Below are 11,708 nucleotides of genomic sequence, written 5' to 3'. Positions count from 1 at the left end.
GCGCTCTCGCTCATCCGTGAAATCCCTGACTATCCAAAGCCGGGAGTCCGTTTCCAGGACATAACTCCCCTATTAGCCAATGGTGAAGCATTTTCTGCTATTACTAGAAAATTAGCCTCCTTTGCAACGGTTGGAACATTAGTGGCCGGCATTGAGGCACGAGGCTTCATTTTCGCATCGGCCGTCGCCCATGAACTGAACTCTGGCTTTGTGCCCATCCGAAAGGCCGGAAAACTACCCCACCACACTATCTCCCAAAACTACGGCCTTGAATACGGCACTGATACTTTAGAGATTCATAGTGATGCAATCGCACCAGGTGCATCAGTACTTTTAATCGACGATGTTTTGGCAACAGGAGGAACAATTGCGGCAGCAATTGAGCTCATACATAGAAGCCAAGCACGTGTCGAAGCGGTTCTAACCCTCATTGAAATAAAGGGATTAGACGGACGCAGCGCACTCAGTGCCCAGTATCCTGAAATAGCAATTAGATCTTTGTTAGTTTTATAGCGGTGCGCGTTTTACAAATTCAAGGTCTTAGAGCTTTTGCCGCAATAGTAGTTACCCTGTTCCACGCTCGTTTGGTACCTGGCGGATTCATTGGTGTTGATATTTTTTATGTCATTTCGGGTTACCTTATTACTGGCCTAATTCTGCGCGAATTGGATACCACTGGAAAACTTGATCTCGCCGCTTTTTATCAACGGCGTATAAAGCGCCTTCTCCCAACATCGATTTTTGTTCTATTTGCAACGGCAATAGTCTCGTGGTTTGTTTTACCCTCAATAAATCGTGACGAGCTTGGTCGAGATTTTTTTGCAGCTGCGACATATATTTCGAACTATCTTTTTGCATGGTGGGAAAATGATTATCAAAATCTCGACGCTACTCCTTCGCCATTTATTCACTATTGGTCGCTGGCAGTTGAAGAACAGTTTTACTTAGTGTGGCCTGTACTCCTCATTGTATTTGCGCGAAAAGGCAAGCGAGCTATATTAAATGGAGTTTTAACTATAACTACGCTCTCGCTCGTACTCTCGATTTATCAAACTCAGAGTTCACCTATTTGGGCCTTCTATTCACTATCTACACGAGCGTGGGAATTAGGCGTTGGGGCTCTCTTACTCTTTATACCGTCACGGTTTTTTGCGTATCGCTTTCTCCCGTGGGTAGGGTTGACTGCAGTTTTTGTAGCATCATTTGGTTTTAGTGATGGAACAGCATTTCCTGGAGTCAATGCACTTCTTCCAGTCCTTGGTACCGCTCTTCTGATAGCAACCATTGCAGAGTGGCCGCCAATTCTAAATGACTTATCAAATAATCGCGTGAGTCAATGGCTAGGAAAAATATCTTATCCACTCTATCTGTGGCATTGGCCAGCATTAGTTATTCCAAGTAGCGCACTTGGCCGCCCTTTAACTCTTCTCGAGCGATTCTTGTGCATTATTCTCACCGTGATTTTGGCCGATGTTACAAACAGAGCTATAGAAGAGCCGCTTAGACATATGAAGATTGCACCAAAGAAGATCTATCTGGCGGCTTTAGCAACGACGGCAACCTCCCTTGCGCTAGCGGTTTTCATTTCAACATCGGTACCAGCGCTAGTATCAACAAGTGGCAAAACCGCCTTTACCTTTAATTTAGCCGAAGTAGTAGCTAAACCGATTGTGGTTGGCGATGGTTGCCACGTTTCACATAGAGGCAATAGATCTGGTTACTGTACATATGGGGATATCAAATCTAAAAAAACTATCGTTCTTTATGGTGATTCTCACGCGGCACAATGGTTTCCTGCACTTGAAAAAATCGCCATTAAAAGAGGAATTAAATTGGTATCACTTACAAAATCAGCATGTCCAGCGGTCGATGCTCCCAGGGATGATAGAGGTGGATTCAAATATATAAACTGCGCGCAGTGGCGAAAATACTCATATCAACGGATTAATGAAATCAAACCAATTGCCGTAATCATGAGTAGTTTTCAGTACTTTTCAGCTCCAGACAAATATCCAAATCCAGAACTGTGGTGGAGGAATGGTCAGATAAAACTACTCAACTCACTCAAGGGAGCAAGTGAGAACTTAATTTATATTAGTGATACTCCCCACCCCAAAGTAGATATCCCCTCGTGCCTTGCCACACAAAAGGCCTTCGAATGTGATACCTCCGAAAAATCACTAAACCTAGTAGTCCCGGGTTTTAAGGTCATTGACCCAACTCCATGGCTCTGCACCGATATCTGCCCGGCAATAAAGGACTCCATCGTCGCCTATCGTGATAGGTCACACATTTCGATAGCAATGTCTCTTCATTTGATGCCATTGTTAGAGTCGGCATTAAAGGAGAAGGGGCTCTTTGCCTGATGGTGTGGCAAGATAGTTTTCATGGCTGAGTTAATTTATTACTGCGGAACTATGGATAGTGGTAAATCAACTCTTGCGCTTCAAACGGCTCATAACCACCATAGTCGGGGACGCAGTGGAGTTATCTTCACTAATAAGGATCGTGCAGGTACTGGTGTGATTTCATCGCGTCTGGGACTCTCATCTCCGGCCATTGAAGTTACTCCCGAGCTAGATTTACACAAACATGTCGTTGACCATCTATCTGCTGGCGATCGAATCGATTACATAATCTGCGATGAAGCCCAGTTTTATGAAAGAGAACAAATTGAACAACTCGCCAAAATCGTAGATGGTTTGGGAATCGATGTTTTCGCCTTTGGCATTCTCACTGACTTCCAAACTTTGCTATTTCCAGGTTCGGCTCGATTGATTGAACTATCTGATCGAATTCATGCTCTCCAAGTTGAAGCGTTGTGCTGGTGCGGCTCTAGGGCTACCCACAACGCTCGTACACAAGGTGGGACAATGGTTATTGAGGGCGAACAAGTAGTGGTTGGTGATGTGACACCGGGTGCAGAGATTGCATATGAAGTCTTGTGTCGCCGCCACCATATGCGACACGTTACAGCCCGCGCTTCACGCGCCGGACACATATCATCACAACCTCTTCCATTTAAGGAGTAAAGCCGTGAAATCACGTGGCCTAGCAGCTATCACCCCTAGCGCTCTTTTGACTCCTTTTGAGTTTGAACGACGCGACTTAGGTGCAAATGATGTGGTTTTAGATATTTCATTCACCGGAATCTGTCACTCTGATATTCACCAAGTTCGTCAAGAGTGGGGTCCGGCGATATTTCCTATGGTTCCAGGCCATGAGATTGCTGGCGTTGTAACTTCCGTTGGGGATTCTGTAACAAAGTTTGCCGTGGGAGATCTCATCGGCGTCGGTGTCTTTATCGATTCATGTCGAGTGTGCACTAGCTGCTTACAAGGGTTACAGCAATATTGTGAAGAGGGAATGACCGGTACATATAACACTCTCGAGCGTGATGGTACGAGCGTTGCTTATGGTGGTTATGCAAATAGCTTCATCATTGATCAAGATTATGCAGTACATATACCCTCAAATCTCCCACTTTCTGGAGTGGCTCCACTTTTGTGTGCTGGGATAACTTTGTACTCGCCGCTTCGTACATGGGGCGCCGGTCCTGGGATGAAAATAGGCGTGATGGGTTTAGGCGGTCTTGGCCACATGGGAGTTAAGTTTGCACATGCAATGGGCGCTGAAGTTACAGTCTTTTCACACTCTCCCGACAAAGAGAGCGATGCAAGAGCAATGGGTGCTGATCACTTTGTTGTTACTAAAGATACATCGCTCTTGAAACCACTGTATAAAACCTTTGACTTGATACTGAATACAGTGAGCGCCGAATTGGATATTAACGTATATCTGAATCTTCTCAAATTGGATGGCACACTCGTTGTCATTGGACTGCCAGGTAAACCTTACGGTGTCAACGTAGGTTCTCTTCTTGATGGTCGCCGCCGAATCGCTGGATCGATGATAGGTGGAATTCCAGAGATGCAGGAGATGCTTGATTTTTGCGGCCAACATTCAATTGTGAGTGATGTTGAAGTAATTTCTGCAGATTATGCCAATGTTGCGTACGAGCGAACCGTTGCCAGTGATGTTAAATATAGATTTGTGATTGACGCTTCAACTTTTTAACTCATGTGTCTTAATTAAAACTGTGCACAAGCAATGCAAGTATTGGAGCTATTGCAAGTGCAGGAAGAAGGTTGGCAACTGCAACGCTCTTAATATTAAGTAGTTTTAAAGCAATTGTTATAAGCAGTATGCCACCCACTATCGTCATCGCATCAATTTGGTAAGGGCTCAAAATTTCACCGAGTGATAACCCAGTAATTGTCCAAAAGCCCTGATAAATTGCCACCGGCATTGCCGATGCGGCAACTCCCCATCCCAATGAGCTAGCAAAGGCCATCGCTGCAAAAAAATCTAAAGTACTTTTAAGCAAGAGTTGATCAATGCCGGTAGACATTCCATCACTAATAGATCCAAGAATAGCTAAAGGTCCAATGGCAAATAAGAGCGCGGCCGAAACAAAACCTTCAACAAAAGGGCTCTCCTTAGAAGCTTTAAAGCGCCTTCTCAACTGCTCCCCCATGTGATCTAATCTAGATTCAAGATCAAGTGCAGATCCTATGAGCCCGCCGATGAGCAGTGATCCTAAAATAACAAGTAATGCCCAACCTTGGGCAAATGCCGAGGTATACCTAGTAGACCACATGGGAATCAAGGCAGAAGCAGCACTTACCAAAACGACTAATCCAAGAACATCTGTTAGCAAAATCCGAGTACGAATACCCATGCGATTTCCTACTAGTACTCCGAACGATGCACCAATAACTATCGCTATTACATTTATTACGGTGCCAACTCCAGGAAACATTCTGCAAAGGTTACGCAAAACTAAATATAGATGCAACATCTAAATACCCTCTAAATACATTAGAGGCAATAGACTCCCACAATGTCATCCAATCCAATAATGGAGTTCCTGCGTCCTCATCGAAGCGTTCCAATAACTCCCTGGACAGCAAGTGGGCGATGGGATTTAAACCCTCTGAGAACCTTCATTCTCATCGCTGCTCTTTTCATATTTGGTGTAGGCGACGCTTTTCTCATTCAGAGCAATATTGGTAATACTCCTTGGTCAGTACTCGCTCAGGGAATTTCGAATCATCTAAACATCACTATGGGGTGGTCAACTTTTCTCATAAGCGCGGTGGTTTTACTTGCTTGGATTCCACTTCGAGAGAAACCAGGCTTTGGAACAATTTCTAATTTGGTGATAATTGCGATTGCGATTCAAGTAGGAGTTTCAGTTATTCCTGTGCAAGATAGTTTTTTTGCGGGCGTTGTTTTCGCACTTTTGGGAATCGGTATGGTTGGAGTTGCAACTAGTTTCTATATTACCTGCGGCTTAGGACCCGGACCTCGCGATGGATTGATGACGGCAATCCATAATCGATCGGGAGTTCGAGTTGGCCGAGTACGTTTAGGCATTGAACTAACCGTGGTAGCTCTAGGTGCCCTACTGGGGGGCAATGTAGGCCTTGGTACGCTCTTATTTGCCGCTTTGATCGGGCAATCTATTGCTATCGCTCTCGGTGTCGTAGCCCGTCTTACTACACCTTAACCATTAGCCTTCTCATATCCCCCGGCCTTTGTGTTGGCCGATTCACTGCACACGGGGTCGTAAACACCCCCGATACCAAAACAGAAAGGGATAATCCATGCTCGATTCATATTTCAAAATTACAGAACGTGGGTCAACCGTAGCTCGTGAAATTCGCGGCGGTTTCGTCACATTTTTCACAATGGCATACATCGTTGCTCTCAACCCCTTAATTATCGGTCTTTCCAAGGATGTGAATGGAAAGTATCTCGGCGGTGGAGATGCACCAAACTTAGCTGCTGTTGCTGCCATGACCGCTTTAATGGCTGGAATTCTGACGATTCTCATGGGCGTTGTTGGTAACTACCCACTTGCACTTGCAACAGGGTTAGGGTTAAACACTTTTGTTGCCGTTGGAATTGCATCTCAAATGACATGGGCCGAAGCTATGGGCTTAGTAGTTCTTGAGGGAATCATCATTACGATTCTTGTTTTAACTGGATTTAGAACTGCCGTCTTCAGGGCCGTTCCATCTCAATTGAAGATCGCGATATCTGTAGGTATTGGCCTATTTATTGCACTCATTGGGCTAGTTGATGCTGGATTTGTTAGAAAAACCGGCGCAGGTCCAGTTCCTGTTACTTTGGGTGATAACGGAACGCTTGTCGGATGGCCAATTATCATCTTTGCTCTCGGACTCTTTTTAATGATCATCTTAATGGTAAAGAAAGTTAAAGGTGCGCTACTCATTGGAATCGCTGCAGCAACTGTTGCAGCTATCGCAGTAGAGTCTGCATTTAAAATAGGTCCTGGCTTTAATGGAGCTACCGGTGAAGTTAATCCAAAGGGATGGGGTCTTAACATCCCGGTTATCCCATCCGATGTAGTGGGCAAACCTGATTTTTCTCTATTTGGAGATTTCAACCTGTTTGGCTCCTTCGACCGGATATCTCTAATCGCTTGCATTCTCTTGGTATTTACACTTCTACTCTCAGATTTCTTTGACACCGTTGGTACGGTTACTGCCATAGGTTATGAAGCTGATCTCATTGATAGAGATGGAAATATTCCAAACAATGATCGTATCTTGCTAGTTGATTCGCTAGCTGCCGTAGCCGGTGGCGCCGGAAGCATCTCATCAAATACTAGTTACATTGAATCTGCCGCTGGCGTTGGTGAAGGTGCGCGAACTGGACTGGCATCTATTGTTACAGGTTTTCTATTTTTACTGACAACTTTCCTTGCTCCACTTGTTGCGGTCATTCCATATGAAGCGGCAACACCGGCACTTGTTATCGTAGGTTTCTTAATGATGACCCAAATCAAGAAAATCGATTGGGATGATTATGGAATTGCGATTCCGGCATTCTTGACAATCATTTTGATGCCATTTACATACAATATTTCAGTTGGAATCGGTGCTGGCTTCATATCCCATGTAGTCATTCGCCTTGTTCAAGGTCGACGCAAGGAAGTTCATCCTCTACTGCTTCTAGTATCTGGATTATTCATAATCTACTTCTTTACATCGCCAATAAACGCTTGGATCGGCTAAAACATTAAGAAATCAACTAAGAACCCGCAGAAAAATCTGCGGGTTCTTAGTTTTTCACCACTCTATAAGTGAGCGCCCTTGACCTGACAAAATCTCATTCACACGGGAAAATGGTTTTGATCCAAAGAAGCCACGATATGCCGATAAAGGACTTGGATGGACTCCAGAGATTACCAACTCATTTGAAAAATATGGCAAGAGTTCTTGAGCGCTCTTGCCCCACAAAACGGCTATAACATCGCGTGTACCTAGAATACGCGCTACTTCATCGGTAATAACCTGCCAACCAATATCAGAATGTGTCAACGATTGGTTAACTTGAGTCGTCAAGACTCTATTGAGAAGAAGAACTCCTTGCTCGGCCCAGTGTGTTAAATCGCCATTCTCGGGATGAATAATGGCGCAGTCATTGACCAACTCTTTAAAAATATTCCTCAATGTGGCCGGTAGCGGTGAAACACTGGGAGCAACAGAAAATGCGAGTCCGTTAGCATGGGCCGGATTTGGATAGGGATCTTGTCCGACGATAACAACTCTAATGGAATCAATTGGCGTGTTCAAGGATCGCAAAACAAATTCATATGCTGGAGTTATATCTTGTTCAATTAACTGTGCATCAATTGCCTCAAAATTACTTCGCATCGGGGCTAGAGCAATCTGCCAATCGGGATGTAACTGGCTGAACAGGTTCATGCTAATTTCGAGCGCGAGCCCAAAAGCGATCCGATTCATGCCTCACATCAATCGCAACATTAAAAACAGCTGAAACATGTTCGCTTGTTACTACGTGTTCGACTGGACCTGAAACTGCAATTACTCCCGATTTAAGTAAAAGGGCATGGGTCGTACCAATTGGAATTTCTTCGATGTGATGCGTTACTAAAACCGTTGCAGGCGCCGTTGGATCCTTTGAAAAATTAGCAAATCTAGCTAGTAAATCTTCGCGCCCTCCAACATCCAATCCCCCTGCTGGTTCATCGAGAAGTAAAAGTTCAGGATCGGTCATCAATGCTCGTGCAATTTGCACACGTTTTCGTTCACCCTCACTCAAACTTCCATAGAGACGTTCCCCAAGTTCTCGAACTCCAAAAGTTGACAATAACGATATCGCACGAGATTCATCCCAAAGATCATAGCTCTCATTCCAACGGCCGAGAATTGCATAGGCTGCCGTTAATACGACATCTCGAACTTTTTCATCTCCAGGAATATCTTCAGAGACTATTGATCCACACAAACCAATACGTGTGCGTAGTTCAAACAAATCTACTTTCCCCATTGATTTATCAAGAATTTTAACCGTACCCGTAGTTGGGAAAAATTTCGTTGCTAAAATCTGTAAAAGCGTAGATTTACCTGCTCCATTGGGTCCCAAAATTACCCAACGCTCCCCCGAGTTGATCTGAAAATTTATTGGTCCAAGGATCAAATTTTCGCCACGGCGAACTGAGACATCAATGAGCTCTAAAACCGTTGAACTACCCATAGAGCGAAAAGATACTGTGTAAATAGGGAAAGTAGCGCGATTATGGCTCCTGGCATAGCGTGATTCGCGATAACCTTGCTCACCTTATGGCAACCACTAACAATAGTGCGCAGTTTACAGGCCTAATTCTGCTCAGTGGGGTCGATAAACCTGGAATCACTCAGAACTTGTTCAACACATTAGCTCCATTTTCTATAACGATTCTAGATATTGAACAGGTCATTATTGGTCAAAGGTTGATTCTCACTGTATTAATCTCGCTTAACCCCGCTCACGAAAAGGCTATCGAAGCCGATCTCATGGCGTGTGCTGTGGCTCTAGATGTAGATATCGCCACACTTTTTTCTATAAGAGATAATTCAACAATTTCGTTAAAAAAAGATCTCATTCACGTCGTAATTTTAAGTAGCAAACTCACACCCACGGCTGTGGCTGGGGTTGCCTGTGCCATTGCCGATGCCGGTGCAAACATTGAACGCGTTACTCGAACGGCATCATCTCCCACGACTGCTATCGAATTCATAATATCCGGTGCCAGTCAAACTTCGATAAGTACGGCACTTGCCCCTGTTGCCGTTGCACAATCGATAGATATTGCAGTGCAACCAGGTGGACTGTTGAGATTTGCAAAGAAACTCGTTCAATTAGATGTTGACTCAACTTTAATCGCGCAAGAGGTCATCGAACTTCTAGCATCAAAAGCTGGGGTAGGTGATGAAGTGGCTGAGATTACCGAGGCGGCAATGCGTGGCGAGTTAGATTTTGAACACTCATTACGAGCCAGAGTTGCACTTCTTAAAGGTCTCCCAGAATCGGTGATTGCAGAAGTTCAAAGTGAGATTACTTTAACTCCAGGAGCAAGCACTCTCATTCGGTCTTTACAGAGGCTAGGTCACGCAGTATCCGTTGTTTCTGGAGGTTTCATTGATGTTATAGCACCGTTAATTACGCAATTAGGCATTGTTCATTTTCGTGCAAATAAACTGGAAATAGTCGATGGTTTTCTTACTGGCCAAGTGGAGGGTCCCATTATCGATCGCGCCGCTAAGGCTCAGGCTTTACGTGATTTTGCCGCATTGGAATCGGTAACTCTTGAACAAACAGTTGCAATAGGTGATGGGGCCAATGATCTAGATATGATCGCTCTTGCTGGCTTAGGAATTGCATTTAATGCAAAACCTGCCGTAAAAGCCGCTGCAGATAGTAGCCTCAGTTCACCATATTTAGATTCAGTTCTCTATTTTTTAGGAATACCTCGTGAAGTGATCGAGGAAGAGTAGTCTTTATAAGCGGCAGGCGTGGATATCTGTAACTAAAATTCCCCGTGCTCCAACGTTCCACAATTCATCCATCACTTGATTAGTATCTCTGCGTAGAACCATAGCTCGCACCGCTACCCAATCGGCTTTTTGCAATGGAGAAATTGTTGGAGATTCTAGACCTGGAGTTATGGCACATGCGGCCTCCACATTATTTTTAGGGATGTCATAATCTAACAAAACATATCTTCTTGCTGTTACGACTCCTTGAAGGCGTCTAATGAGAATCTCTAAATCTTTAGGGATAGCGACACCTTTTCTAGAGATGACTATCGCCTCACTCGTTAGAATTGGTTCACCGAAAATCTTTAATCCTGCCTGACGCAGGGTATTTCCTGTACTCACAACGTCAGCGATTAAGTCGGCAACTCCTAACCGAACACTACTTTCAACTGCGCCATCTAATCGCACAATATCGGCCTTAATCGAAAGTGGCTTTAAATACGCAGCAACTAAACCTGGATAAGCCGTGGCGATGCGTTTGCCTGCAATTGATTCTATTGACCACTCCTGAGTAATGGGAGCGGCAAAGCGAAAAGTAGAACCTCCAAAAGCTAAGCTGATGGATTCTTCGGCATCTGCTCCTGAATCAATAAGGAGATCGCGTCCAGTAATTCCCGCCTCAAGCTCTCCAGAGCCTACATAGATAGCAATATCTCGTGGCCTTAAATAATAGAATTCAACATTGTTTTCGGTATCTACTAAGACCAAATCACGACTATCCGTGCGTTGACGATATCCAGCCTCCTTCAGAATCTCGATCGATGAATCGGCAAGTGATCCCTTATTTGGTACGGCAACACGTAACATCACGTAACTCGATTCTATTAAAGGTACTTGTAAATGTCGTTGAGAGTTAAACCACGAACCAGCATCATTGTTTGAATGTGATAAATCAACTGGCTTATCTCTTGGGCTAGTGCCTCATCTGATTCATGTTCTGCAGCTAACCAGACTTCTCCAGCTTCTTCTAAAATCTTTTTACCAATACTATGTGCGCCGGCATCAACGGCCACCACTGTCCCTGAGCCCTCTGGGCGGCTCACCATTATGTCTGATAATTCTGCCCAGAGGGTGTCAAAGGATTTCATAAGCCTGAGTTTACTATGAAGCTACAACCTCAGGACGATTATTATCTTCACTCTTTGAGATTTTGAGCCATGCGACGAAACCCCAAAAAACAAATGGAAGATAAATAGCGTAAAGAGTACCCGTTGGGTAATAGCCGTTACTAAAAGCAAAGGGAACACCCACTAAATCAACTGCAACCCACACTAACCAAAATTCAACATATCCGCGGCTCATGCCAAAAGTAGCAAGTGCTGTACCGGTGAAAATCCATGTATCAACCAGTAACCATGTTCCAGTCTCACCTAAAGCCTTGAAAATCTGCATGGATACAATAAAAAATACAACGATAATCGGGGCAAGAATCAATTTCTCTCGAGTTGTTGTCCATCGTGGTGTCACAGCATGTTTGGAGTTGCCATGGCTCTTGCGGTACTGCGACCAGCGAATCCAACCATAGATGCTCACAAAGATGAGCAAGAGATTACGGCTTGCTTGACCGTAAAAATTAGCTGAAGGTTGGTCTGCATACGCAAAAACTGCGCCAAGAAAAACGGTAAAAAGCAAGGCATCTCCAAGAATTCCGACAGGCCATGCCCAAATTTTCCTGCGCATTCCCAGAATTGCACTTATTAAACCTAATGTGCCGCCAATGATTTCTCGCAGCGCGATAGATTTACTTCCAAAGTTGATGTTTGTTTCAAATAGCCAGGTAATTACATTCACAGT

The 11,708-nt window shown here is 44.4% G+C and carries 13 protein-coding genes; 7 read left to right on the top strand and 6 right to left on the bottom strand.

The window, feature by feature from the left end:
• The 4 genes from Q8K48_00540 to Q8K48_00525 all read left to right on the top strand — a co-directional run.
• Positions 1–513 (top strand): adenine phosphoribosyltransferase (locus Q8K48_00540; GenBank protein ID MDP1850888.1); only part of this gene is annotated, 513 nt, incomplete at its 5' end.
• Between the two features lie 2 nt (positions 514–515).
• Entirely contained in the window at positions 516–2,366 is a 1,851-nt protein-coding gene (locus Q8K48_00535; protein ID MDP1850887.1) for an acyltransferase family protein, read from the top strand.
• 21 nt (positions 2,367–2,387) lie between these two features.
• On the top strand, positions 2,388–3,032 hold the full coding sequence (locus Q8K48_00530) for a thymidine kinase (protein ID MDP1850886.1): 645 nt from the start codon (positions 2,388–2,390) through the stop codon (positions 3,030–3,032).
• Positions 3,033–3,036: 4 nt separating this feature from the next.
• Positions 3,037–4,077 carry an NAD(P)-dependent alcohol dehydrogenase gene (locus Q8K48_00525; protein ID MDP1850885.1) on the top strand — a complete coding sequence of 347 codons (1,041 nt, stop codon included), beginning with the start codon at positions 3,037–3,039 and terminating at the stop codon, positions 4,075–4,077.
• A gap of 10 nt (positions 4,078–4,087) precedes the next feature.
• Here Q8K48_00525 and Q8K48_00520 read toward each other — a convergent pair whose 3' ends face one another.
• On the bottom strand, positions 4,088–4,822 hold the full coding sequence (locus Q8K48_00520; protein ID MDP1850884.1) for a DUF554 domain-containing protein: 735 nt from the start codon (positions 4,820–4,822) through the stop codon (positions 4,088–4,090).
• 81 nt (positions 4,823–4,903) lie between these two features.
• Here Q8K48_00520 and Q8K48_00515 point away from each other — a divergent pair, with 81 nt between their 5' ends.
• Positions 4,904–5,572 carry a hypothetical protein gene (locus tag Q8K48_00515; protein ID MDP1850883.1) on the top strand — a complete coding sequence of 223 codons (669 nt, stop codon included), beginning with the start codon at positions 4,904–4,906 and terminating at the stop codon, positions 5,570–5,572.
• Between the two features lie 97 nt (positions 5,573–5,669).
• Positions 5,670–7,106 (top strand): NCS2 family permease, encoded by a 1,437-nt coding sequence (locus Q8K48_00510; protein MDP1850882.1) that lies wholly within the window; start codon positions 5,670–5,672, stop codon positions 7,104–7,106.
• A gap of 54 nt (positions 7,107–7,160) precedes the next feature.
• Here Q8K48_00510 and Q8K48_00505 read toward each other — a convergent pair whose 3' ends face one another.
• A complete protein-coding gene (locus Q8K48_00505; protein MDP1850881.1) occupies positions 7,161–7,799 on the bottom strand; it encodes a uracil-DNA glycosylase in 639 nt (212 codons plus the stop codon).
• 1 nt (position 7,800) lies between these two features.
• Entirely contained in the window at positions 7,801–8,592 is a 792-nt protein-coding gene (locus Q8K48_00500) for an ABC transporter ATP-binding protein (GenBank protein MDP1850880.1), read from the bottom strand.
• A gap of 86 nt (positions 8,593–8,678) precedes the next feature.
• On the opposite strand from Q8K48_00500, the gene serB reads away from it, so the two are divergent.
• Positions 8,679–9,872 (top strand): phosphoserine phosphatase SerB, encoded by a 1,194-nt coding sequence (gene serB, locus Q8K48_00495; protein MDP1850879.1) that lies wholly within the window; start codon positions 8,679–8,681, stop codon positions 9,870–9,872.
• 3 nt (positions 9,873–9,875) lie between these two features.
• Here the strand turns inward: serB and hisG are convergent, their stop codons facing one another.
• The 3 genes from hisG to pnuC are packed head-to-tail and all read right to left on the bottom strand — an operon-like array spanning position 9,876 to position 11,705.
• Positions 9,876–10,721 (bottom strand): ATP phosphoribosyltransferase, encoded by an 846-nt coding sequence (hisG, locus tag Q8K48_00490; protein ID MDP1850878.1) that lies wholly within the window; start codon positions 10,719–10,721, stop codon positions 9,876–9,878.
• A gap of 17 nt (positions 10,722–10,738) precedes the next feature.
• Positions 10,739–11,002, bottom strand: coding sequence for a phosphoribosyl-ATP diphosphatase (locus tag Q8K48_00485; protein ID MDP1850877.1), 264 nt, complete (start codon positions 11,000–11,002; stop codon positions 10,739–10,741).
• Positions 11,003–11,015: 13 nt separating this feature from the next.
• Entirely contained in the window at positions 11,016–11,705 is a 690-nt protein-coding gene (gene pnuC, locus Q8K48_00480) for a nicotinamide riboside transporter PnuC (protein ID MDP1850876.1), read from the bottom strand.
• Between the last annotated feature and the right edge of the window lie 3 nt (positions 11,706–11,708).

The organism is Candidatus Planktophila sp., assembly GCA_030681675.1.
Taxonomy (GTDB): Bacteria; Actinomycetota; Actinomycetes; order Nanopelagicales; family Nanopelagicaceae; genus Planktophila.
This window is presented reverse-complemented; position numbering and strand designations above follow the sequence as displayed.

Coding starts and splice junctions, on each gene's coding strand:
- Q8K48_00530 (MDP1850886.1), top strand. CDS start 2,388: ATGGCTGAGTTAATTTATTACTGCGGAACTATGGATAGTGGTAAATCA.
- Q8K48_00520 (MDP1850884.1), bottom strand. CDS start 4,822: ATGTTTCCTGGAGTTGGCACCGTAATAAATGTAATAGCGATAGTTATT.
- Q8K48_00515 (MDP1850883.1), top strand. CDS start 4,904: ATGTCATCCAATCCAATAATGGAGTTCCTGCGTCCTCATCGAAGCGTT.
- Q8K48_00510 (MDP1850882.1), top strand. CDS start 5,670: ATGCTCGATTCATATTTCAAAATTACAGAACGTGGGTCAACCGTAGCT.
- Q8K48_00505 (MDP1850881.1), bottom strand. CDS start 7,799: ATGAACCTGTTCAGCCAGTTACATCCCGATTGGCAGATTGCTCTAGCC.
- Q8K48_00500 (MDP1850880.1), bottom strand. CDS start 8,592: ATGGGTAGTTCAACGGTTTTAGAGCTCATTGATGTCTCAGTTCGCCGT.
- serB (MDP1850879.1), top strand. CDS start 8,679: ATGGCAACCACTAACAATAGTGCGCAGTTTACAGGCCTAATTCTGCTC.
- hisG (MDP1850878.1), bottom strand. CDS start 10,721: ATGTTACGTGTTGCCGTACCAAATAAGGGATCACTTGCCGATTCATCG.
- Q8K48_00485 (MDP1850877.1), bottom strand. CDS start 11,002: ATGAAATCCTTTGACACCCTCTGGGCAGAATTATCAGACATAATGGTG.